General features: G+C 67.6%; 25 protein-coding genes. 12 read left to right on the plus strand and 13 right to left on the minus strand.

Annotated elements, in window-relative coordinates; genetic code table 11:
• Positions 1–19: 19 nt before the first annotated feature.
• The 3 genes from BLV31_RS06040 (at position 20) to BLV31_RS06050 (ending at position 3,333) form a co-directional block, all read left to right on the plus strand.
• Positions 20–1,954 carry a 2-oxoacid:acceptor oxidoreductase subunit alpha gene (locus BLV31_RS06040; protein WP_064060494.1) on the plus strand — a complete coding sequence of 645 codons (1,935 nt, stop codon included), beginning with the start codon at positions 20–22 and terminating at the stop codon, positions 1,952–1,954.
• Entirely contained in the window at positions 1,951–3,021 is a 1,071-nt protein-coding gene (locus BLV31_RS06045; protein WP_039585034.1) for a 2-oxoacid:ferredoxin oxidoreductase subunit beta, read from the plus strand. The genes BLV31_RS06040 and BLV31_RS06045 overlap by 4 nt, the downstream gene beginning before the upstream one ends.
• 129 nt (positions 3,022–3,150) lie before the next feature.
• Positions 3,151–3,333 carry a hypothetical protein gene (locus BLV31_RS06050; protein WP_019290838.1) on the plus strand — a complete coding sequence of 61 codons (183 nt, stop codon included), beginning with the start codon at positions 3,151–3,153 and terminating at the stop codon, positions 3,331–3,333.
• Between the two features lie 69 nt (positions 3,334–3,402).
• Here BLV31_RS06050 and BLV31_RS06055 read toward each other — a convergent pair whose 3' ends face one another.
• Both BLV31_RS06055 and BLV31_RS06060 read right to left on the minus strand, forming a co-directional pair.
• Complete coding sequence (locus tag BLV31_RS06055; protein WP_064060495.1) at positions 3,403–4,422, minus strand: MaoC family dehydratase; 1,020 nt, start codon at positions 4,420–4,422, stop codon at positions 3,403–3,405.
• 5 nt (positions 4,423–4,427) lie between these two features.
• Entirely contained in the window at positions 4,428–5,303 is an 876-nt protein-coding gene (locus tag BLV31_RS06060) for an HpcH/HpaI aldolase/citrate lyase family protein (RefSeq protein ID WP_052227260.1), read from the minus strand.
• A 212-nt stretch (positions 5,304–5,515) separates the two neighbouring features.
• Here BLV31_RS06060 and BLV31_RS06065 point away from each other — a divergent pair, with 212 nt between their 5' ends.
• The 3 genes from BLV31_RS06065 to BLV31_RS06075 are packed head-to-tail and all read left to right on the plus strand — an operon-like array spanning position 5,516 to position 7,921.
• Positions 5,516–6,667 (plus strand): acyl-CoA dehydrogenase family protein, encoded by a 1,152-nt coding sequence (locus tag BLV31_RS06065; RefSeq protein WP_019290840.1) that lies wholly within the window; start codon positions 5,516–5,518, stop codon positions 6,665–6,667.
• Positions 6,668–6,693: 26 nt separating this feature from the next.
• A complete protein-coding gene (locus BLV31_RS06070) occupies positions 6,694–7,440 on the plus strand; it encodes a GntR family transcriptional regulator (RefSeq protein WP_019290841.1) in 747 nt (248 codons plus the stop codon).
• Positions 7,441–7,468: 28 nt separating this feature from the next.
• The gene (locus tag BLV31_RS06075) at positions 7,469–7,921 is read left to right on the plus strand and encodes a MaoC family dehydratase (RefSeq protein WP_019290842.1); all 453 of its coding nucleotides are present in this window, start codon (positions 7,469–7,471) and stop codon (positions 7,919–7,921) included.
• A 3-nt stretch (positions 7,922–7,924) separates the two neighbouring features.
• Here the strand turns inward: BLV31_RS06075 and BLV31_RS06080 are convergent, their stop codons facing one another.
• From BLV31_RS06080 to BLV31_RS06095, 4 genes are all read right to left on the minus strand, one after another.
• Complete coding sequence (locus BLV31_RS06080; RefSeq protein ID WP_033096327.1) at positions 7,925–9,046, minus strand: PQQ-dependent sugar dehydrogenase; 1,122 nt, start codon at positions 9,044–9,046, stop codon at positions 7,925–7,927.
• A gap of 56 nt (positions 9,047–9,102) precedes the next feature.
• Positions 9,103–9,540 carry a MaoC/PaaZ C-terminal domain-containing protein gene (locus tag BLV31_RS06085; protein ID WP_019290844.1) on the minus strand — a complete coding sequence of 146 codons (438 nt, stop codon included), beginning with the start codon at positions 9,538–9,540 and terminating at the stop codon, positions 9,103–9,105.
• Positions 9,537–9,983 carry an FAS1-like dehydratase domain-containing protein gene (locus BLV31_RS06090; RefSeq protein WP_019290845.1) on the minus strand — a complete coding sequence of 149 codons (447 nt, stop codon included), beginning with the start codon at positions 9,981–9,983 and terminating at the stop codon, positions 9,537–9,539. Before BLV31_RS06090 ends, BLV31_RS06085 begins: the two co-directional genes overlap by 4 nt.
• A 92-nt stretch (positions 9,984–10,075) precedes the next feature.
• Positions 10,076–11,137 carry an alanine racemase gene (locus BLV31_RS06095; RefSeq protein ID WP_039585027.1) on the minus strand — a complete coding sequence of 354 codons (1,062 nt, stop codon included), beginning with the start codon at positions 11,135–11,137 and terminating at the stop codon, positions 10,076–10,078.
• Between the two features lie 71 nt (positions 11,138–11,208).
• Here BLV31_RS06095 and BLV31_RS06100 point away from each other — a divergent pair, with 71 nt between their 5' ends.
• The 4 genes from BLV31_RS06100 to BLV31_RS06115 are packed head-to-tail and all read left to right on the plus strand — an operon-like array spanning position 11,209 to position 15,007.
• Entirely contained in the window at positions 11,209–13,029 is a 1,821-nt protein-coding gene (locus BLV31_RS06100; protein ID WP_064060505.1) for an N-acyl-D-amino-acid deacylase family protein, read from the plus strand.
• On the plus strand, positions 13,026–13,667 hold the full coding sequence (locus tag BLV31_RS06105; RefSeq protein WP_006553702.1) for a TetR/AcrR family transcriptional regulator: 642 nt from the start codon (positions 13,026–13,028) through the stop codon (positions 13,665–13,667). The genes BLV31_RS06100 and BLV31_RS06105 overlap by 4 nt, the downstream gene beginning before the upstream one ends.
• Positions 13,657–14,529 (plus strand): alpha/beta fold hydrolase, encoded by an 873-nt coding sequence (locus BLV31_RS06110; RefSeq protein ID WP_019290848.1) that lies wholly within the window; start codon positions 13,657–13,659, stop codon positions 14,527–14,529. Before BLV31_RS06105 ends, BLV31_RS06110 begins: the two co-directional genes overlap by 11 nt.
• A 4-nt stretch (positions 14,530–14,533) precedes the next feature.
• Entirely contained in the window at positions 14,534–15,007 is a 474-nt protein-coding gene (locus BLV31_RS06115) for a nitroreductase family deazaflavin-dependent oxidoreductase (protein ID WP_064060496.1), read from the plus strand.
• 7 nt (positions 15,008–15,014) lie between these two features.
• Here BLV31_RS06115 and BLV31_RS06120 read toward each other — a convergent pair whose 3' ends face one another.
• The 6 genes from BLV31_RS06120 to BLV31_RS25780 form a co-directional block, all read right to left on the minus strand.
• Positions 15,015–15,785 (minus strand): ABC transporter permease, encoded by a 771-nt coding sequence (locus BLV31_RS06120; protein WP_202399481.1) that lies wholly within the window; start codon positions 15,783–15,785, stop codon positions 15,015–15,017.
• 47 nt (positions 15,786–15,832) lie between these two features.
• Positions 15,833–17,005: an ABC transporter substrate-binding protein gene (locus BLV31_RS06125; protein ID WP_006553698.1), complete on the minus strand. Its 1,173-nt coding sequence runs from the start codon at positions 17,003–17,005 to the stop codon at positions 15,833–15,835.
• On the minus strand, positions 17,002–17,742 hold the full coding sequence (locus BLV31_RS06130; RefSeq protein ID WP_064060497.1) for an ABC transporter ATP-binding protein: 741 nt from the start codon (positions 17,740–17,742) through the stop codon (positions 17,002–17,004). The genes BLV31_RS06125 and BLV31_RS06130 overlap by 4 nt, the downstream gene beginning before the upstream one ends.
• The gene (locus tag BLV31_RS06135; protein WP_006553696.1) at positions 17,718–18,767 is read right to left on the minus strand and encodes an acyl-CoA dehydrogenase family protein; all 1,050 of its coding nucleotides are present in this window, start codon (positions 18,765–18,767) and stop codon (positions 17,718–17,720) included. Before BLV31_RS06135 ends, BLV31_RS06130 begins: the two co-directional genes overlap by 25 nt.
• A gap of 7 nt (positions 18,768–18,774) precedes the next feature.
• A complete protein-coding gene (locus BLV31_RS06140; RefSeq protein ID WP_016694511.1) occupies positions 18,775–19,290 on the minus strand; it encodes a DUF4242 domain-containing protein in 516 nt (171 codons plus the stop codon).
• A gap of 114 nt (positions 19,291–19,404) precedes the next feature.
• Positions 19,405–19,497: a putative leader peptide gene (locus BLV31_RS25780; protein WP_363890111.1), complete on the minus strand. Its 93-nt coding sequence runs from the start codon at positions 19,495–19,497 to the stop codon at positions 19,405–19,407.
• 54 nt (positions 19,498–19,551) lie between these two features.
• Here BLV31_RS25780 and BLV31_RS06145 point away from each other — a divergent pair, with 54 nt between their 5' ends.
• Positions 19,552–20,187: a TetR/AcrR family transcriptional regulator gene (locus BLV31_RS06145; RefSeq protein WP_081263394.1), complete on the plus strand. Its 636-nt coding sequence runs from the start codon at positions 19,552–19,554 to the stop codon at positions 20,185–20,187.
• Positions 20,188–20,213: 26 nt separating this feature from the next.
• Here BLV31_RS06145 and BLV31_RS06150 read toward each other — a convergent pair whose 3' ends face one another.
• On the minus strand, positions 20,214–21,332 hold the full coding sequence (locus BLV31_RS06150) for an energy-coupling factor ABC transporter permease (RefSeq protein ID WP_064060498.1): 1,119 nt from the start codon (positions 21,330–21,332) through the stop codon (positions 20,214–20,216).
• A gap of 134 nt (positions 21,333–21,466) precedes the next feature.
• Here BLV31_RS06150 and BLV31_RS06155 point away from each other — a divergent pair, with 134 nt between their 5' ends.
• Complete coding sequence (locus tag BLV31_RS06155; RefSeq protein ID WP_033096324.1) at positions 21,467–22,693, plus strand: acyl-CoA dehydrogenase family protein; 1,227 nt, start codon at positions 21,467–21,469, stop codon at positions 22,691–22,693.
• The last annotated feature ends 142 nt before the right edge of the window (positions 22,694–22,835 follow it).

Consider the following 22,835-nt stretch of genomic DNA (forward strand, 5'->3'; position numbering starts at 1 on the left):
TGCGCGCGTGAGGGCCACGATGGAGCGCATGGCGTCGAGCGCGAAACTCGAACAGGTCGTCATCCGCATCGCCGGCGACTCCGGCGACGGCATGCAACTCGCCGGTGACAGGTTCACCGCCGAGGCGGCGGCCTTCGGCAACGACCTTGCCACACAACCCAACTTCCCCGCCGAGATCCGCGCACCTCAGGGCACTCTTCCCGGGGTCTCGAGCTTCCAGATCCAGATCGCCGACCACGACATCCTCACCGCCGGCGACCGCCCCGACGTGCTGGTCGCGATGAACCCGGCGGCCTTCAAGGCCAACGTCGGCGACCTGCCCCGAGGCGGCACCGTCATCGTGAACAGCGACGAGTTCACCAAACGGAACCTGAGCAAGGCGGGATACGACGCCGATCCGCTCGGTACCGACGCCGTGCAGCATCTGACCGTCCACGCCCTGCCGATGAGCACCCTCACCGCCGGAGCCGTCGAACCCGCCGGTGTGGGCAAGAAGGACGCGCAGCGCTCGAAGAACATGTTCGCGCTCGGTCTCCTGTCGTGGATGTACGGGAGGCCGATCGCGCCGGTCGAGACGTTCCTCGAGCGCAAGTTCACGTCGAAACCCGACATCGCGCACGCGAACGTCCTCGCCCTGCGCGCCGGCTGGAACTACGGCGAGACCACCGAGACGTTCGCCGCAACCTACGAGGTGGCCCGCGCGGCACTGCCACCCGGGACGTACCGGCAGATCACCGGCAACACCGCCCTCGCCTACGGTCTCGTCGCGGCGGGTCGCGCGGCGGGGATGGACGTCTTCCTCGGCACCTACCCGATCACGCCGGCCTCCGACATCCTCCACGAACTGAGCAGACTCGGACGCTTCGGAGTGCACACCTTCCAAGCCGAGGACGAGATCGCGGGTATCGGCGCCGCGATCGGCGCGTCCTACGGTGGCGCGCTCGGGGTCACGAGCACGTCGGGTCCGGGAATCGCCCTGCAATCCGAGGCCATCGGTCTGGCGGTGATGACCGAACTGCCGCTGATCGTCGTCGACGTCCAGCGTGGTGGACCGTCCACGGGCCTTCCGACGAAGACCGAACAGGCCGACCTGATGCAGGCGATGTTCGGCCGCAACGGCGAATCGCCCGTCGCGATCGTCGCTCCGCAGTCACCCGCCGACTGCTTCGACGCCGCACTCGAAGCCGCGCGCATCGCCATCACCTACCGCACCCCGGTCATGCTGTTGTCCGACGGTGCGATCGCCAACGGATCCGAACCGTGGCGGATCCCCGACATCGACGACCTGCCCCGCATCGATCCGCGCTTCGCCGCGTCGCCGGGTGACGACGATCCCGGCTACCTGCCCTACGCCCGCCACGCCGACACCCTCGCGCGCGACTGGGCGATACCCGGCACCGCAGGTCGCGAGCATCGGATCGGCGGACTCGAGAAGGCCGACGGCACCGGCGACATCTCGTACCACCACACCAACCACGAGCTGATGACCCGACTGCGGGTCGCGCGGGTGGCCGGCATCGACGTCCCGGATCTCGACGTCGACGACCCCACCGGCGACGCCGAGGTGCTCGTGCTCGGCTGGGGTTCGTCGTACGGGCCGATCGGGGAGGCCGTGCGTCGCGCCCGGCGAGCGGGGCATGTCGTCGCCCGCGCGCACCTCCGGCACCTGGCGCCGATGCCGAAGAATCTCGGCGACGTGCTCGGCCGCTACCGGCGCGTGCTGGTCCCGGAGATGAACCTCGGTCAGCTGTCCTTCCTGCTGCGGTCGCGGTTCGATGCCGACATCCAGCCGGTGACGAAGGTATCCGGCATGGCGTTCCGCGCCGACGAACTCCACGACGCCATCGAAGCCGAGTTCGCCGGAACACTCGCCGACACCGAACGATCCCGGACGCCGGCCGCGGTCGCCTCGTCGACGAAACTCGACCCGACAGCAGAGAGGGCACGAGCATGACCGGACTCCTCGGCCACGATCTCGGACTCCGCCCGCACACCGACGCACTCGACGGTGTGCCCCGGACGGACGACCCGCAGAAGGCGAAGGACTTCACGTCCGACCAGGAAGTGCGGTGGTGTCCGGGTTGCGGCGACTACGTCATCCTCGCGACGGTCCGCAGCCTGCTGCCCGAATTGGGTGTCCGGCGTGAGAATCTCGTGTTCGTCTCCGGTATCGGATGCTCGTCGCGCTTCCCCTACTATCTCGACACCTACGGTGTGCACTCGATCCACGGACGCGCCCCGACACTCGCGACCGGTCTGGCGGTGACGCGTCCGGATCTGTCGGTGTGGGTCGTGACCGGCGACGGCGACGCCCTGTCGATCGGCGGCAACCATCTCGTCCACGCCCTGCGTCGCAACGTGAACATGCGGATCCTGTTGTTCAACAACCGGATCTACGGCCTGACCAAGGGGCAGTACTCGCCGACCTCGGAGGTCGGCAAGGTCACCAAGTCCTCACCCGGTGGGTCGGTCGACGCGCCGTTCAACACCCTGTCGCTCGCGCTCGGCGCCGAGGCGTCCTTCGTCGCACGTGCTCTCGACTCCGATCGCGCCGGACTGACGGAGGTCCTGCGCGCGGCGGCACACCATCGCGGTGCGGCCTTCGTCGAGATCCTGCAGGACTGCCCGATCTTCAACGACGGCTCGTTCGACGTGTTGCGCAAGGACGAAGCGCTGTCGCACCTGATCCCGCTGCGGCACGGCGAACCGATCATCTTCGGCGTCGACGACGAGCGGTGCGTCGTCCGAAAGGGTTTCGGTCTGCGGGTGGCGCAACGCTCCGAGGTGGACGCCGCCGACATCGTCGTGCACGACGCGCACACCGACGACCCCGAATACGCGTACGCGCTGTCGCGGCTGTCGGACCAGGACCTTCGTTACGTCGTCACGGGGATCGTGCGGCAGGTCGGGCGGACGACCTACGACGACGCGGAGCGCGCTCGGGTGCGGACCGCGCGGGAGTCCGGCACCGCCGACCTGCAGCAGTTGCTGCGGGGCGACAACACGTGGACCGTGCCCTGATGCCCGTAGCCGCTACCGTCCTGGCTATTCGCCGCCGCAATTGCTGTGGCGGATGGTCGAAGTCGTTGCGGATCGGGCATGTGTGAACAATTTGTTGACAACAACTTGCTCACGCGCCGTCCTGGGATCATGTCCGAGGAAGGTTTCACCCCACCCGATCCGCGTCGCGAACGCGCCCATCGTGAGTACGCGGGGCTGTTCCGGATCGCCGAACGGCACGGCAGCACTCCCGAACAACGGGCCAGGCAGTCGCACCCCGAGATGCTCGACCCGCTCGGCGCCATCCGTCTCGTCAAACGAGTCGACGCATAACGACGAAACCGACATTGTTCGCGATTTCCCAAACGATTTCGCGCACAACGTCGGTTTCGGCAGGGGCTGTCAGGCCATGAGTGCGGTGAACCGCCAATCCAGCACGGGCGCCGGCTCGGCACCGCCGCGGTTGCCGTTCGCGGCACCGCCGCGGTGCGCGTAGACGACCGACCGCAGGTTCAGCACGCCACCGCCCTCGGCGAGGGGCTCGGCGGATTCGACGTGCAGGTCGCTGGTGAGGGTGTCGCCCTCCTGCACCGGACCGGTGTGGTCGCACGACTTCCAACCCAGCACCGTCACGAGATTCGGCAGCGCGCGCGTCGCCTGCGAGAAGGCCAGGCCGATGGTGTGGCCGCCGTACACGAGACGACCCGACGCGCCGACCCGCTCGTCGTGGTGCGTCGCCGCGATGTTGAGGCTCAGGCGCGCGAGTTCCGGTGCGCTCGAGACGACATCGCCGCTGGACTGCAGCACGGCACCGGCGAGGGACTTGTCGAAGTGCTCGCCCGGCACCTTCGACCGGTAGACATCCAGATCCCAGTCGGCGGGCGCGGACCACTGCGGTTCGTCCTGCGGTCCGATGGCCGAGAGGTCGTCGGAGTGCACGACGCGGTCGGGGTCGGGGTTCTCGCTCAGCGGCAGCATCGCGCAGCGGTAGAAGTCGAGGACGGTGTTGCCGTCCTGGTCGACGGTATTCATGCGCAGCGCCGCGAGTCCGGTGGGCCTGCGTCTGGGTTTGACCGAATTCTCCTTCAGCCCCACGACTTCGGTGGTGGTGTAGAGAGTGTCGCCGATGTGCGGAAAGCGGCGGAAACGCAGGCCGCGGTAGAAGAGGTTGGCCTTGACGTGGTGCGTGACGAGCGTGGACTGCCCGATCGCGATGTCGGTGACGAAACCGGCGTGCGCGACCGGCCCACCCGCGACGGCGGCCGAGAGGTGCTTGTCGAGCGGAAGGCGCAGGCGGTCACCGAGAATGCTCTGGTGCGCGGCGGCGAGGCCGTCGGTGAGCGTCACGGCGGGGGCGGTGTCGAAGACCTGACCGACGGTCAGTTCGTCGAAATAGGGTCCGCCGACGTACGAGGTGGTCATGGCTTTCAGGCTCCGATCTTCGACAGGGTGCGGCGGGCGGCGACGGCGACGGCCTCGTCGAGCATCTGCCCGTCGAGCTGGGCGGCTCCGGCGCCGCGGTTCTCGGCTTCCTCGAGCGCGGCGAGAACCTTGCGGGCGGCGTCGACCTGATCGTCGGTGGGCGTGAAGGCCGCTGCAGCAGAGGTGATCTGCGCAGGGTGGATGACCCACTTGCCGTCGAATCCGAGATCGGACACCCACTGCACCGAGTGACGGAAGGCGTCGTCGTCGGCGATGCCGAGGAACGGGCCGTCGATCGCCTGGACACCCGCGGCGCGGGCGGCGTGCAGCACGCGGTCCTGCACGTAGAGCCAGTGCTCGGGCGCGGCGGTGCGAGCGCGGCCCAGGGAGGCGCCGAGGTCGGCGTAGCCGATGATCACGCCGGCAACCCGGGGCCCGGCGACGATCTCGTCGATGCGCTGCACGCCGGCGGGGGTCTCGATGAGGGCCTGCACCGGGACGGTCGAATCGCCGAGGATGCGGTCGGCCTCGACGAGGTCGTCGGCGCTCTCGACCTTGGGGATCACGATCGAGGCGAGGGCGTCGCCGAGTGCGGCGCACGTGCGCAGGTCGTCCTCGAACCAGGGCGTGCCGCGTCCGTTGATGCGCACGGAGACGGTGCGTGCGGCGCCGTGTTCGCGGACCAGGGGAGCCACGAGTTCGCGGGCGGCGTCCTTCTGGTCGGCGGTGACGGCGTCCTCGAGGTCGAGGACGACCTCGTCGGCGGCGGAGGCGAGGGCCTTACCGGCTTTGCGTTCGTCGGAGCCGGGGGCGACGAGAACGGCGCGCCGGCGGAGGTGTTGCTCGGAAGACACGGGGACCTCGGGGAGTTCGGTCGGCAATGACGGCGCTAAATGTACGGCCATTGTTGGCGGTATGCCACCCCACGGAGAGGTGTGCTCATAGGAAGGTGCAGTCGTTCGTATCGTCGAAAACTCTGCAATCACGACGTCGAATGACGGTCCTTGCGTTGACAACGTCCGAGCTCGGTCCACAAAATGGCCGTACAAAGTTTGCCGGGTCCGTGTGGCCCGTCCCCAACGAAGGATGCCCCGTGACCTACCTGAACGACGAAGAGACTTTTCTGGTCGAGACCGTCCGCGACTTCATCGATCGGGAGGTCAAGCCGTCGGTGCAGGAGGTCGAGCACGCCAACGAGTACCCCGAGAAGTGGATCGAGCAGATGAAGCAGATCGGCATCTACGGGCTCGCCGTGCCCGAGGAGTACGGCGGCTCGCCGGTGTCGATGCCCTGCTACGTCCAGGTCACCGAGGAACTCGCCCGCGGATGGATGTCGCTGTCGGGTGCGATGGGCGGGCACACCGTCGTCGCCAAGCTGCTGACCCTGTTCGGCACCGAGGAGCAGAAGAGCAAGTATCTGCCCAAGCTCGCCACCGGTGAGATCCGGGCGACGATGGCGCTGACCGAGCCCGGCGGCGGCTCCGACCTGCAAGCGATGACGACGACCGCCAAGCGTGACGGCGACGAGCTGGTCATCAACGGTGCCAAGACGTGGATCACCAACGCGCGTCGCTCGGGGCTGATCGCGCTGCTGTGCAAGACCGACCCCACCGCGCAGCCGCGCCACAAGGGCATCTCCGTCGTGCTCGTCGAGCACGGCCCGGGTCTGACCGTCTCACGCGACCTGCCCAAGCTGGGTTACAAGGGCGTCGAGTCGTGCGAGCTGAGCTTCGATGGCTACCGCATCTCCGCCGACGCGATCCTCGGCGGCGAGCCCGGCAAGGGCTTCGCCCACATGATGAAGGGCCTCGAGACCGGCCGTCTGCAGGTCGCCTCCCGCGCCCTCGGTGTCGCGACCGCTGCACTCGAGGATTCCCTCGCCTACGCGCAGCAGCGCGAGAGCTTCGGTCAGCCGATCTGGAAGCACCAGTCCATCGGCAACTACCTGGCGGAGATGGCCACCAAGCTCACCGCGGCCCGGCAGCTGGCGCGCTACGCGGCGGAGAAGTACGACAGCGGCGAGCGCTGCGACATGGAAGCCGGTATGGCCAAGCTGTACTGCTCGGAGATCGCGATGGAGATCGCCCTGAACGCGGTGCGCATCCACGGCGGCTACGGCTACTCCACCGAGTACGACGTCGAGCGCTACTTCCGCGACGCGCCGCTGATGATCGTCGGCGAGGGCACCAACGAGATCCAGCGCAACGTCATCGCGAGCCAGCTCGTAGCACGCGGCGGACTGTGACGACCGGCCGCTAGGATCGGTCCGTCATGGACTACAAGGTGCGGGAAACGGAACCGGCCTACGCGCAACTCGCGCGCCAGCTCCGGGAGGCCGTCGAGGCGGGACGGTACAGCGACGGCACGCGGCTGCCCACCGAGGCCGAACTCGCCGAGGAACACGGCGTGAGCCGGCAGACGGTGCGTCGCGCCTTCCAGGATCTCGTGGCCGACGGCATCGTCTACCGTGTTCCCGGCCGCGGCACCTTCGCGAACGAGTCGGGCCGGCGTTATCGGCGCCAGCTCGGCTCGATCGAGGATCTGCTCGCTCTGTCGGCCGACACGGTCATGCAGATCGTCTCGCCGTTGCGGCGCGGGGTCGACATCGATGCGGCGAGCCGGCTCCGCCTCGACACCGACGTGCTGTACACCGCGGTCTTCAAGCGTCTGCACGACGGAATCCCCTTCGTACTCACCACCGTTCATCTGCCCGAACCCGTCGCCGCGCACGTACTCGACTCGCCGGAGCTCCAAGCGGGTGCGTCCAGCCGGAACACGATGATCGGCCTGCTCGAACCCCATCTCGACAGTCCCATCGTCGAAGCCGCACAGTCCATCACGGTCGCGCTCGCCACCGAACAGGTGGCGACCGAACTGAATTGTGAAGTAGGACATCCCTTGCTGCGCGTCGACCGGTTGTACTCGAACGACGATGGCGTGCCCACCGAGTTGTCGGTGAGTTACTTTCTGCCCGAGCACTACACCTATCGCGTCACCCTCAGGCGAGCCGGTCTCTGACCGTCGCCGCACATCGACAGGAGCAACAATGCGGGTTCTCAACGGAATCGACGAGGTCGAGAAGGCCGTCGGCGAGCACCTCGGCTACAGCGATTGGCTCGAGATCGACCAGAAGCGCATCGACCTGTTCGCCGAGGCCACCGGTGATCACCAGTGGATCCACGTCGACCCCGAGCGTGCGAAGGACGGCCCGTACGGCAAGACCATCGCCCACGGTTACCTGACCCTGTCGCTGCTGCCGGTGCTCGGCACCCAGATCTTCTCCCTCGAGGGCCTGAAGATGAAGGTCAACTACGGCAGCAACAAGGTTCGCTATCCCGCGCCGGTCCCCGTCGGCTCGCGGATCCGTGCCGGCGCCGAGTTCACATCGCTCGAGCGCACCGCCAAGGGTGCGAACCTCGTCGTCGGATACACCATCGAGATCGAGGGTGGAGCGCGTCCGGCACTGGTCGCCGAGACGGTGGTCGTTCTCGTCCCCTGATCGTCAGGAGATCTCGATCCGGAGGATGCGGTCGTCGTCGTCGGTCGGGCTGCCGCGACCGTCCCGATTGGACGTCGTCAGCCACAGTGAGCCGTCCGGCGCGGCGACGACGGTCCGCAATCGTCCGTACTCGCCGACGAAGAAGTCGGTCGCGGTGACTGCGGTGTCCTGCACATCAGTATCCGGGATATCGATGCGCCAGAGGCGTTCTCCGCGCAGGCCTGCCATCCACAGGCTGCCGTCGAACCATGCCAGGCCCGACGGCGACGCCTGCGAGACCGGCCAGGTGAGGACCGGATCGACGAATTCGCCGGAGCCCCCTGCCCCTTCGGTCACGGGCCAGCCGTAGTTCGCACCGGCCGTCACGAGATTCAGCTCGTCGACGTCGTTCTGCCCGAACTCCGACGCCCACAACCGTCCCCGGTCGTCGAATGCGAGTCCCTGCACGTTGCGGTGACCGAGCGAGTACACCGGCGACGCCGGATCTGGGTTGTCGGGCGCGGGTTCGCCGTCGCCGGTGATGCGAAGAATCTTGCCGCCGAGTGATTCCGGATCCTGGGCGAGTTCGCGCTCGCCCGCCTCGCCGGTCGCGACGTACAGCATCCCGTCGGGACCGAAGATCATCCGCCCGCCGTCGTGGATCCGTCCGGCCGGGATACCGTCGAGGATCACCTCCGGTTCGGCGAGCGTGGTGCCGTCGAAAACGGCTCGGAGTACCCGGTTGTCGCTGCCGGTTGTCACGTACAGGTACACGAAGCGGTCGGTGTCGAAGGTCGGCGACACCGCGATTCCCAGCAGTCCCGATTCGCCCTGCGCGAGGGTCTCTCCGACGCGACCGACCTCGCGGACCTCGCCGTCGGTGATCTCGACGATCCGGCCGGTGTTGCGCTCGGTCACCAGTGCAGAACCACCGGGAAGAAAAGCAACTCCCCACGGAGTGTCGAGACCGGACGCGACGGTGCCGGTCACGCGCGGAGTACCTGTCCCGGGCGTCGAGGGCTCGGTGACGGTACGGCTCACCCCGGCGGGACCCTCCTCGACGGACGGACTCGACGGGGACGCACATGCCCCGAGGTACACGGCTGTTGCTGCGGCGGCCAAGCCGGCGAGAAGTGTCCGCGACATGGGTCGATCCTCTCTTACCGAGGTCCGTTCCGTCGGCGAATTCCCGGCGCTCGGAGTCAGGACGAGAACGCGAGCCGGACCTGGGTCTTGCCGAGCACCCGCCGGTCGTCGACGGATACGGTGATATCGATCCGTGCGGTGCGCTCCGCCTCGTCGAGGTGGCCGACCTTCGCAGACACCGACAGGACGGCACCGTGCATCGGGTCGACCACAACGGGTCGCGTGAACCGTGTCTCGTAGGAGACGACCACGGTGGGATCGCCGAGCCGTTCCGTGAGGGTCTGCAGGGCGAGGGCTGCGGTGAGCATTCCCTGGCAGAGCACGCCGGGGAGCCCTTCGCCGGCTGCGACGACGTCGTCGTAGTGGATCGGGTTGAAGTCGCCCGAGGCACCGGCGTAGCGGACCAGATCGCTGCGGGTCACCGTCAGTTCGGTCTTCGCGATGACCGCACCGACCTCGAGTTCGTCGAATCGTATTGCGGTGCCGAGTGTCATGCGTCGTCTCCTCGGTGAAGCAGTGTCGAAGTGACTACCGCGACCAGATCGTCCGTGTCGTCCCGGATCTCGCAGATCGTGGACAGGATGTGGTTGCCGGCGCGTTCGGTGACCTCCGTGATGGTGAGCGTCGCGGTCAAATCGTCGCCGGCCACGATCGGGCGCCGGTGCTCGACCTTCTCCGACCCGTGCACCACCCGGTGCAGCTCGAGACCGGTACCCGGCGTCTCCAGAAGCTGTGTCACCGACGGACTCTGGACGACGGTGGTGAAGGTCGTAGGAGCCACGACATCAGGGAAGCCGGCGGCCCGGGCTGCCTCCGGGTCGAGATGGATCGGATGCGTCGATCGGACGGCGCGGGCGAATTCCCGGATCTTCTCCCGGCCGACGAGATAGGACGTCGGCGGAAAGATGCGTCCGGCAAGGTCGGGGTTCAGCGGCATCAACGCAGCGTAGCGACGTACGGGGAGGATCGGTGTCGTGTTCGTGACCTACACGCCGAATTCGAGGTGATCGTGTGGGGACCGTCTCGGGATCACGTGTTGCACCCTCGTGCCGCGACCTTCCATCGCTCGACTACCGCGTCGCCGGAGACCGTGATCAACTCGTCCGCGAGGTTCACGGCATTGCACACGTGGTTGGGGATCACCCGCACCCTGTCGCCGAGTTGTGGGCGGGTCGATGCCTCCGGCCACTGCACCGTCGCGTGATGCTCCGACAGTGCGGTGATGCGCGCGTCCGGTTCCCCGAGGATGCGTCCGTACCCCGTGGCCCACGCGGCTCGATCGGCGCCGAGCGCCTTGGAACCGGCATCGAGCACGATCACCTCGTCGCGAGCGGAAACGACGGTCGCCAGGGCGGTCAGCGCGATGTCGGATTCGCTCACCGCGCCGAGTTCGAGTTGCTGCGCATCACCGAAGACGTACACGCCGGGACGCAACTCGGTTGCAACCGTGGGCACGTCGAGATGTGCCGTGGGGGAGGAACCCCCACTGATCACGGTCGGCTCGATCCCCGCTGCTCGTAGCGACGCCGCTGCTGCCGCCAGTGCGTCGGCTTCCTCCCGTGCTGCGCTGTCGGGCGCGTCGGGTGCGTACGAGTGGCCGGGGAAGGTGAAGACGCCGCGCACGTCGAGGCCCGCCTCGCGGGCCGCCGACGCCACGGTTCCGGCCTGTTCGGGCAACACGCCGGTGCGGTGGTGCCCGCTGTCGATCTCGACGAGCACCCCGATCGCGGTGCCGGCGTGCTCGACGAATTGCCGGGCTCCGGTCGCGGAATCGATCCCGACCGTCAGGCGCACCCGGTCGGTCAACGCGCGCAGCCGTGCACCGCGGGCAGCGTCGACCCACAGCGGGTACGCGACGAACAGGTCGTCGAAGCCCTCGTCGGCGAAGACTTCGGCTTCGGAGACGGTCGCGACCGTCAGGCCGCGGGCTCCCGCACCGAGCTGGCGTCGTCCGATCTCGGAGCACTTGTGCGTCTTCGCGTGGGGTCGCAGCGACAGGCCTCGTGAGGCGGCGGACTGCGCCATCCGCGCGATGTTGCGGTCGAGGATGTCGCGGTCGACGAGCAGTGCCGGGGTGATGTCGAGGTCCATGGCCGAACCGTAGACCGTCGGAACCGGGAATTTAGAGAGTGCGCGGCCTCTTTTTCATGTACCCTCGCGCCATGAGTGGTGTGGATCACAATTACGGGGATTTCGATGTCATCGTCCGAGGTGGTCTCTGGTTCGACGGGACGGGCGCACCCGGCGTCGTCCGCAACCTCGGTATCCGCGACGGAGTCGTCGTCACCGCGACCTCCGACGACCTTCCTGCCAGCCCGAACACCGAGGTCGTCGACGCGCACGGCCGCTGGGTGATGCCGGGCTTCGTCGACACCCACACCCACTACGACGCCGAAGTGCTCGTGGGTCCGGGTCTGTCCGAGTCGGTGCGGCACGGCGTCACGACCGTGCTCATGGGCAACTGCTCGATCTCGACGGTCTTCGTGCCGCCGGTCGACGCTGCCGACCTGTTCAGTCGCGTCGAAGCACTCCCGCGCGAGCACGTCCTCTCAGCCCTCGAGAAGTCCAAGACGTGGAGCACGCCCCGCGAATACATCGAGGCGCTGAACAAGCTTCCGCTCGGCCCGAACGTGACGGCCTTCGTGGGACATTCGGACGTCCGCGCGTCGGTGATGGGGCTCGGACGCTCTACCGAGTCGGCGAACCGACCGACCCGGGCCGAACTCGCCGAGATCGACGCCCGCATCGAGGACGCCCTCGACGCGGGCTTCCTCGGCGTGTCGACGATGACGAACCCGTGGGACAAGATGGACGGCGACCGCTATCGCTCGCGCACCCTGCCGTCGACCCACGCGTCGTGGTCGGAATTCCGCCGCCTGCACAAGATCCTGCGCCGACGCGGTCGCACCCTGCAGGCCGTGCCGAACCTCAACACCAAGTACGACGTCGTGTTCTTCGCCCTCGCCGGCACGGGCATCGGGCGCAAGCCGATGAAGACGTCGGTGCTCGCAGCGGCCGACACGAAGGCCGAACGGTGGGTCAACCGCATCTTCGGTCCGATTGCATTCGCGGCCAACCGGATCGGCAAGGGTGCCTTCCGCTGGCAACACCTGCCCACGACCTTCGAGGTGTACTCCGACGGCATCGACCTCGTCGTCTTCGAGGAGTTCGGATCAGGCCGTGCCGCACTGCATCTGCAGGACGAACTCGTCCGCAACGACCTGCTGCGCGACGAGGCCTACCGCCGCTGGTTCCGGCAGGACTTCGAGAAGAAGTTCTCACCGCGCGTGTGGCACCGCGATTTCGACGACACCCGGATCGTCGAATGTCCCGACGCCTCGCTCGTCGGCCGGTCGATCGGCGACGTCGCGCGCGAGAGGAAGCTGCATCCTGTCGACACCTTCCTCGACCTCGTCGTCGAGTACGGCAGGAAGTTCCGGTGGCACACCGTGATCGCCAACGACCGAAGCAAGGTCGCCGACCGGCTCATCCGCACGCCCGGCGTCACCGTCGGGTTCTCGGACGCCGGCGCCCACCTGCGGAACATGGCCTTCTACAACTTCGCGATCTGCCTGCTCCGCCGCGTCCACGACGCCGAGAAGGCGGGCAGGCCGTTCCTCCCGCTGCCCGAAGCCGTCCACAAGCTCACCGGCGAACTCGGTGACTTCTACGGAATCGACGCCGGCCACCTGCGGGTGGGCGACCGCGCCGACTTCGTCGTCGTCGATCCTGCCGGACTGAACGCCGACGTCGATGCCTATCACGAGTCGCCGCTCGAGGAGTTCGGCGGAATCCGCCGCATGGTCAACCGCAATGACCGCGCGGTGACGGCGACGGCGGTCGCCGGCCGGGTGGTCTTCCGCGACGGCGAGTTCGTGCCCGGTTACGGACATACCGTCGGCACCGGCCGGTTCCTGCGCGCCGGGGTGGAGGAGCGCGGACCCGCGCCGATGCGCATCTCGGCGGGTGAGCCCGTCGCGTGAGTGCATCCGTAGTACGCCGTACCCAGCAGGAGCGCAGGGAGGAGACGATCGGCCGCATCCTCGACGCGACCATCACTGCCCTCGCCGAGCTCGGTTGTACCGCGACCACGATCGGTGAGGTGTGCCGGCGTTCGGGGGTGTCGTCGGGTGGGGTGTTCCGGCACTTCCCCACGCGACTCGACCTGATGATCGCGGCGGCCGACGCCGTCCGGGAACGCCAGTTCGCGAACTTCGAAGCGGGTCTCGCGGCGCTCGGTGACGAGCACGCGGACATCTCCGAGTCGCTGCGGGTGTGCCTCGAACTGCTGCGCACCGCCTGCCGGGCCCCGATGAACGCAGCCTGGTACGAACTGCTCGGCGCGGCGCGCACCGACCCGGCGTTGCGGGAGCATCTAACGCCGATGGCCGAGCGCTACCACGCCCAGATCGTCGATCTCGGCAGGTCGCTGCCTGTCGCGGCACGGTTCCCGGCCGACGTCTTCGACACCCTCCTGCTGTCGCTCGTGCACATGTTCGACGGCGAAGCGCTGGCGTCGACGGTGCATCCGCAGCCGGAACTCGAGGTGCGACGGATCGAACTGATGGCCCGGATGTTGGCGCTCGTCACATCTGACATAAGTTCGAATAATGAGCAATAGTGGATCTGCTCCTCAGTGGTTCGTCGACGCCCTGGCCACGCCCGTCGAGACCGGGAAGGTCGAGGCAGCCGGTGCGACCATCGCCTACCGGGCGTGGGGCGAATCCGGTCTGCCGGGCATCGTGCTGGTCCACGGCGGCATGGCGCATTCGGGGTGGTGGGACCACATCGGCCCGCAGCTTGCCGCCGGACGTCGTGTCGTCGCGCTCGATCTGAGCGGTCACGGCGACAGTGACCACCGCGAGCACTACACCCTGGAAGCGTGGTCCGCGGAGGTCGTCGCTGCGGCCCGCGCCGGCGGTATCAGCGGTCCACCGGTCCTCATCGGTCACAGCATGGGCGGGATCGTCTCGTTCGCCGCCTCACATCTCCACGGCGACGAACTCGCCGGTGTGGTGATCATCGATTCGCCGATCCGCGACATGACGCCCGAGGAACTCGAGATGCGCGCGAAGGCCGTCGCGAACGCCGGACCGCCGAAGGTGTACGCCGCGGCGGAGGACGCCGTCGCCCGATTCCGCCTCGTGCCGCCGCAGGACGACGCCGAACCCTACGTGCTCGAGCACATCGCCCGCGGATCGCTGAAGCAGGTCGACGGCGGCTGGTCGTGGAAATTCGACAATCTCCGCATGGGACGTGAGGGGCGCCGTAGCCTCGAGGCGATGAGTCCGGGATGCGCCGTCGCCTACTTCCGCTGCGAACGCGGCATCATCGACGACGCGCTCTACGGGCGGATGGTCGACAATCTGGGTCCTGATGCGTTGTTGATCGATCTTCCGGCCTCGGGCCACCATCCGATGATCGATCAGCCGCTGGCCGTCGTCGCCGCAGCCCGGACGCTGCTGGCAGCCTGGGGGAGATGACCGCATGAATCCGCTCCGACCGGTCGCCGTCCGTATCGGAGCGTTGCCGTGGTTGCCGCGGTATTCACAGCCGATCATCGCGGTGGACAAGACCATCCAACGGGCCACGCGCGGCAAGGTCACCCTGCTCGCGATCGCGGGACTGCCCTCGCTCGTGCTCACCGTGAAGGGCCGCAAGAGCGGGGTGTCGCGGTCCACACCGCTGCTGTGTGTGCCGCACGACGGGGGATGGCTCGTGGTGGGGTCGAACTGGGGACACCCGAAAGCCCCGTCCTGGGCGATCAACCTGCGCGCGGCCGACCAGGCGCAGGTGCTGTACGACGGGCACGAGCACGCGGTGTCGGTGCGGATCGCGGAGGGCGACGAACGCGCGCGGCTGTGGCAGGTGCTGCTGGAGACGTGGCCGAACTACGCGCTGTACGCGAAGCGCACCGACCGGGTGCTCCCCGTCTTCGTACTGACGCCGCTCGAGTCCTGATCGCAGGTCAGAGCGGGCGGTCGGCTTCCTCGACGCTCACCGGCCTCCGCCGTTCGCGCAGCAGGTGCCGCGCCGCCCAGTCGAGCCAGAACCCGAGGAAACCGATCACGACGATCACGGCCATGACCTGGTCGTAGGCGAGCTGGTCGCGGGCGTTGAGGATCTGGTAGCCGAGACCGGACCGCACGCCGAGCATCTCGGCGGGGACGAGCACGACCCACGCGATACCGAGACCGACCCGCAGACCGGTCTGCACCTGCGCGCGGATGGCCGGCAGGACGACGGTGGTGAGCAGTTCGAGTCGCGTCGCACCGAACGAGCGGGCCACCATCAGATAGCCCTGGTCGATGCCGTGCACACCGGCCGCCGTGTTGATGACGATCGGCCAGATCGCGGCGGCGGCGATGAGGAAGAATACGGGCTGGTGGCCGATGCCGAACAACGCCACGGCGATCGGCGCCCACGACAGCGGCGAGATCATCCGCAGGAACTGCATGATGGGCATCGTCGCGCGCTCGACCAACGGGTTGAGTCCGATCAGCAACCCGAGCGGGATGCCGAGCGTCGCGGCGATCAGCAGACCCACCAGCAACCGCCACAGGCTCGCGAGCGTGTCGGGCAGCAGGACGCCGCGTGCGAACAGGTCGACGATCGCCGGGAAGACGTACTGCGGGGCGAAGTCCCGCACGAGCGAATCCGGCGCGACGAGCACCGTCGTCACCAGCCACCACAAGGCGATCGCGATGACGATGGCGACGGCCTGGGGGACGAGGGGCAGCTGCCGGACGGTGCGGGCCGTCTCCGGCGCCGTGCCGGTCGGGGCGCTCACGAAGGATCGACCTCCTCTGTGCGGGTGAGATCGGCGGGAAGGCCGAAGGCATCGGTGCCGTCGACGCGGGTGAGGGATGTGCGGACGAAGCGGTCGTCGACGAGGTCGTCGTGCACCGTCGCAGGGTCGAGACGAGAGAGGAACCGTGTGTCGCCGTCGACGACGGTGTCGTGCATCGCCTCGATCAGTGCCGCGGTGAAGGTCGGGAAGGGGAACGGCTGGTACCCGATGCGTTGCGGCTGCCACTGCGGGTGCATCGTGCCGGCCTCGCGGTCGGGATAGGTGAGGGCCTTCGTGATCGCGGGCAATGGCTGCGGAAGGTATCCGGCGGACAACATCGCGGCCGCGGCCTGACGGTCGGCGCCGATCTGCAACTGGGCGGAGACCACCGAGTCGGTGAGGGACTGTACGGCGACGGGGTCGCGTTCGATCAGGTCCTCGTGCACGAGCAGGGCGCAGCACGCGTGGTCGCGCCACACATCACCGAGGAAACGGTGGATCCGCCCCACCCCGCGGACCTCCGCGGCGGCGTTGAACGGATCGGCGACGGTGAACGCGGCGATCGAGCCGTTCGCCAGGGCCGGGATCATGTCGGACGGACCCATCACGACGAGGCCCACGGTACGGGCGGACTTCGACGGCGCCTCCCGCACGACCGGTGTCAGTCCGTGCGCCCGCAACAGCTGTTGCAGAGCAATGTTGTGGATCGACCACCAGAACGGGATCGCCACCGTCTGACCTGCGAGATCGCTCAGGTCGGTGATGTGCGGGGCGACAGTCAGCGCCGAGCCGTTGGTGTGGTTCCAGCCGAGGATCCGCACGGAACTACCCAGGCTGTACCGCAACTGGACCGCCATGGGCATGAGCAGGTGCACGACGTCGACGCGCCGGCTGATGAAGGCTTCGGCGAGCGACGCCCAACTGCGGAAGAGCACCGGCTTCGCGGAATCGACGACGCCGGAGGGATACAGGCTCGACCCGTGCGCGACGAGCAGCGGCGCGGCGTCGGTGATCGGCAGGTAGCCGATGCGCAGTTGCCCCGTGCGATTGGCGCGGTCGGTGGTCGCGGTGCGCGCGAGGTCGATCGTGCCGGCAATACCCCCGGCTGCCGCGAGGCCGAGCGCACCGCGCATGAGGGTGCGACGGCTGAACAGACCCGGATCGGTCATGTCGCGGACAGCGACGAATCGCGGTAGTGCGCCAGGATGGCCGGACGCAGCGCGTCGCGGTCGAGCGCAGACATGCCGCCGAGCGCCCATTCCTGCTGCACCCCAACCGAACTCCCGAACAGTGCGATGCGGTCGGCGAGTTCGAGCGCCTCGTCGATGTCGTGGGTGACGAGGACCGTCGTGAAACCGAGATCGCGCGCGAGTTCGCCGAGCCACGACCGCAAATCGGAGCGGGTGGCCGGGTCGAGGGCGCTGAACGGTTCGTCGAGCAGCAGCAGTCGCGGACGCACCGCGACGGCGCGGATGACGGCGATGCGCTGGGCCTGACCACCGGACAGCTGGTCGGGGTAGTAGCCGGCGAGCGCGGAGAGGCCGAAACGCTCGAGGAGCGAATCGGCGTAGGCGGTGTCGAACCGCTCGCGGTGCGCGGCGAACCGTCCACCGAAGGCGATGTTCTCGCGCACGGTGAGCCACGGCATCAGGAAGGGCTGCTGGAAGACCATCCCGGTGTGCGGACGGTTGTCGCCCTCGGTGTCGGGCCAGTCGACGGAACCGCGATCGAGGTGATCGAGACCCGCGACGATCCGCAGCAGCGTCGACTTGCCGCTACCGCTGCTGCCGAGCACCACGAGGAACTCGCCGGTCGCGATATCCAGATCCACCCCCTGGAGAACCGGGCTACGGCGACCGGCGAAACTCTTGTATCCGTTCGCTATTCGTACTGCGACAGTTCCCACCGAAGCTGTCCTTCCGACGGCGATTGAATGGGCAGGAAGGCCGCCTCACGGAATCGGCGGTTGGTGGCGCTGGCCGTCGCGTATCCGGCACCGCCGCGCAGTGTCGCTTCGAGGCGGGTCGCGGCGACGGCGACGACCGAACCGTCGAGACGCAGGCGGATGAACTCCGCAGGAGCGATCGAGGTGGGATCGGTGGCGAAGCGGTACAGCCGTTCGCGCAGTGACTCGTACTGCGCCGAAAGCTCTTCGTACTCACCGGTGAACTGCTCGCCCAGTCCGTGAAGACGGCCGACGGCCTCAGTGAGCGATGCGCGTGCCATGCCGACGCAGAACGAGGTCTGCAGCATCATGAAGGTGGGCCGGATCGAACCGCAGAAGTTTGCGAGATCCTCGGTGAGGATGTGCGACTGCGGAATCCGCACACCGTCGAGCTTCAGCGAGGTCGACGACGTGGCGCCGAGCGCGAGCAGTTCGGGTGAATCCGCGATGGTGATGCCCTCGGCGTCGGCGCGGACGACGGCGACGAGGCGATCCCCGTCGGCGGTGCGGGCCGGGAAGACGATCACCGAGTCGGGAAAGACGTTGGACGCCCAGTGGATCGGGCCGGTGACGGTGATGCCGTCGTCGGTTCGTTCGGCGACGAGGGGGAGCTCGCCGAGACCGGCAAGATGCTTGAGCGCCGCGGCCATGGCGGTGACGCCGATCGTGCGGCCGGACGCGAGGTCGTCCCGGTAACGATCGCGCAGGAACTGCGGTGCGCGATCGATGTATTCGAGCGCCATGCGCTGCGCCCACAGCGAGAAGCCGACGGTGAGCGATTCGGCGGCGACCTCGTCGATGACCGCGACCATCTCGGAGAGACACTCCCCGCTCAGCCCCTTGCGGAGCAGGCCGAGCTCGCCTGTACGGGCGATGTCGGTGCGGATGTCGGTTTCTCCGCGATCGAGAGCAGCTGCGCGATCGCGTACGAACTCTGCGATCGCCGCGCGCTGTTCCTCGCTCGTCCGGTCAATGGCCGCGGTCATCGGATGCTTATCCTTCGAGGGAGTGGAGACGGTCGATGGGCGTGCTGACGACCTCGCGGGCGCGCACGACGGCGGCCTCGTCGGGGGCGTTGTAGAAGCACAGGCACTTGTCCATGTCCTCGCGGACGTAGGTGCGCAGGAAGCTCACCTCGGGGACGTCGGCGTACTTCGGTGAATTCGCCTTCTTGCGCGCGAGGTAGGTCTCCATGTCGATGGTGTCGGGGATGTCCCACTCGACGAGGTAACCGGCCTCGGGGCGGGTGGCCTTGATCTGGTCGAGCTCGGCGCCGACCAGACGGACCTCGTTCGGGCCGACGATCTCGGCGACATCGAGGGAGGCCGACTCGAGCTGGGCGGGGCGGCAGGCGTCGAACTCGGCGATCGCGAAGACGCGCGTGCCGCCAGTGGTGACCTGCGATTCGATCAGTTCGCCGCCGGCGGCGACGACAGCATCGTCGAAGGCCTTGATGGCAGCTTCGGCCTGGCCCTCGGTGGGGACGAGTTCGTAGAGATACAGCGACATGGGGTCACCTTCCGGGAAAGCGGGTTGGAACTGTGACCGGTCCGGGCACGGCGGGGCGCCGTTTCGTCTTCGGACGGGGCGACTACGGCATGCGGCGCACGCAGACGAGGCCGGTCAGAGAGAGGAGCGACAACACGCAGCAGTCGACACCCGCACGAGATCCACGTGCAGGCGGCGAGTCAGAAGGCTGTGTGTCACGTGCTCCACCGTACTGTGAATAGAACGGTCTGTCTATCGCGCCCTGTCCGTTACTCTGGGTACGTGCGTACGTTCGTCGAGAGTGAATCGATCGGCACTCCGAAGGGCACGGCCGGTCCGAAGGGGAAAGCCGAGCGATCGCCGTCCAAGCCCTCACCCTCCACACGTCTGCTCGACACCGCGAGCACGCTCTTCGCCGAGCACGGCATCCGTGCGGTGGGCATCGACCGCATCCTCGCCGAGGCCGGCGTCGCCCGCGCGAGCCTCTACTCGTCGTACGGGTCGAAGGATGCACTGGTGCTCGCCTATCTGGAGGATCTCGACCAGCGCGACCGGCAGCGGTGGCACGCCGCCGCCGAACCGCTCGACGATCCGATCGCGAAGATCCTCACCTTCTTCGATCTCGCGATGCAGTCGGCGCCGAAGAAGAACTTCCGGGGATGCCAGTACGCCAACGCCGCGACGGAATTCCCCCAGGAGCCTCTCGAACCGGTGCTCGCGCACCGGGAATGGCTGAATTCGACGCTCGTCGACCTGCTGAATCTCTCCGGGGTGACCGAATCCGAGGTGGTGGCCGGGCGCGTGCAACTGATCTACGACGGTGCCTTGTCCGGCAGCAAGTTCGAGCACTCCGTCGAACCGATCCGGCTCGGCCGCGACATGGCTGCAGCGATCATCGAGACGCATCTCCCCCGCTGACCCGGGGTCCGCGTCGACCTGTGGACTCAGCCTGCCGAGTTGCTCCGTTGCTGTGTGCGGCGCTCCGTGGTCGCGGAGATTGCCGGCCGCGGCACGAGAGCGCGGAAACACACGCTGGCCAACACGAAGGTGCCGAGCGTTCCCAGCACCGCGGCCACACCCGTCGAACCGGGACGGTCGTCGATGGTGTAGTCGGCCAGTGCGCTGTCGGCGAGCCGATGTTCCTCGACGTCCCGTGCCATGCAGTCGCCTGTGAGATCCTCGGCGAGCGAGTCGATCTCGCAGCCGCGTGAGGTGGCGACCTCGAGAGCGCCGGGGGTGTCGACGGCGAGCGGCGCGAGGATCCCCGCGACGACGAGCGAGGTGAACGCCAGGCCGATGAACAGCGTCCCGCGAGCGCGCGGACGCGGAGGCGGGGGCGGCGAGGCGGTCGCGTCGAGAGGATTGACCGGAAGCCGGGTGAGATGGACGGATTCCGGGGAGATCCGCGCAACGGCGAGCACGACGGCGGCCGTCACCACACCCTCGACCAGCCCGACGGGAATGTGCGTGGCGTAGAGGAATCCGATGTTCGACACCGGAACCGCAAAGGTGCCGCCGAGGGCGTACTCGACGACGAAACCCGTCACCGCCGCGAGGACCGAGACGAACCCTGCGACGAACGAGACCAGACCGAGCATGACGAACCGCCGCACCCCGTGGTGTTCGCACAGTGCGCGCAGCGCCGTCGCGGCGAGGAAACCGGCGGCGATGGCGACGAGCACCATGTTCGTGACGTTGGCGCCCAGTGCCGACAGGCCGCCGTCGGCGAAGACGAAGGCCTGCACCACGAGGACGATCGTCAATGCGACCGCACCCACGAACGGGCCGAGCAGGATCGCCGCGAGCGCGCCGCCCACGACGTGGCCGCTCGCGTCCGGCAGCACCGGAACGTCGACCACCTGCAGGGCGAACAACAGGGCGCAGACCACCGCCGCAGTGGGCACCGACCTCTTGCTCAGGTCGCTGCGTGCGTACCAGGCGGCGATGCTGACCCCGATCACGGCGATGACGAAGAACCACGCGGACGCGCGGTCGGCGATCAGGCCGTCGCCCATGTGCAGGGCGAGGACGTCCGTGCCGGCGAACCCACTCGTATCGACCATCTCCGATGTCCCTCCCACCGACGGAGTGCTCTGCGGCGAAGGCTAGTACCGGCATCGGGGGAGGCGGAGCGTTTTCGAGAGCTCGGCGGGACGGGAGCCTGGGCAAAAAGTGAAACCCGTTCTATATTTGCGTCATGTACGAGTGGTCCGACACAGACCTCATGTTCCGCGATGCGCTTCGCGGTTTCATCGAGAAGGAAATCCGCCCGCACGTCGACAGTCTCGAATCGGGAGAACTGCCGCCGTACGACATCATCCGGAAGTTGTACGCGACTTTCGGCATCGACGAGATGGCCCGTGAGTCGCTCGAACGCGCCCTCGCGAAAGAGGAACGCGGAGAGAAGCCTTCGGGGTCGTCCGGTGGTACCGGCGGGTCGCCGGGGATGGCGGCGTTGCTCAATATCGAGATCGCCGGGGTGAGCCTCGGGCTCATCGCCTCGCTGGGCGTCAGCCTGGGCCTGACCGCGGGCACGATCCGCAGCCGCGGCACCCTCGCGCAGAAGAAGCGATGGCTGCCCGAGTTGGTGACCTTCGAGAAGGTCGGAGCGTGGGCGATCACCGAACCCGATTCGGGTTCGGACGCCTTCGGCGGGATGAAGACGACGGTGCGCCGCGACGGGGAGGACTACGTCCTCAACGGCCAGAAGACCTTCATCACCAACGGTCCGTACGCCGACGTGATCATCGTGTACGCGAAGCTCGACGAGGGCGACTCCTCGGTGGATCGCCGCGACCGCAAGGTGCTCGCATTCGTGCTGGACAAGGGCATGGAAGGGCTCACCCAGAGCCCGCCCTTCAAGAAGATGGGCATGAACTCCTCGCCGACGGGCGAGCTGTTCTTCGATAACGTGCGCCTGACCCGCGACCGGCTGCTGGGTGAGACCGAGGACGGCGGTCGCAGCGACGGCAAGGACAGCGCGCGCGAATCCTTCGCCACCGAACGTATCGGCATCGCCTATCTGGCCCTGGGCATCATCGAGCAGTGTCTGAAGCTGTGCACCGAGTACGCGAAGTCGCGGAAGCTGTGGGGCAAGGAGATCGCACAGTTCCAGTTGATCCAGCTCAAGCTCGCCGAGATGGAGATCGCGCGGGTGAACGTCCGCAACATGGTCTTCAGCGCGATCGAACGCACGCAGGCGGGGAAGCCGGTGAGCCTGTCGGAGGCGTCGGCGATGAAGCTGTACTCGTCGCGGGCTGCGACCGAGGTGGCGATGGAGGCCGTGCAGCTGTTCGGAGGAAACGGATACATGGCCGAATATCGCGTCGAACAACTTGCGCGTGATGCGAAATCGTTGATGATCTACGCCGGTAGTAACGAAATTCAAGTAACACATATCGCGAAGGGATTGCTCGCACAGTAAGCCCTGAATACGACCGCTCGAAATTAGCAAAAAGGACAATTTTCGGAGGGGGGATGACAATTCCCCCACTGTGTCGACTATTGTTCGCCATGAGAAAAGTTATGCCGGTCGCCGACGAGGGGAGCGACCGGTCCGGAGGGGA

The organism is Rhodococcus pyridinivorans (genome assembly GCF_900105195.1).
GTDB classification, from domain to species: Bacteria; Actinomycetota; Actinomycetes; order Mycobacteriales; family Mycobacteriaceae; genus Rhodococcus; species Rhodococcus pyridinivorans.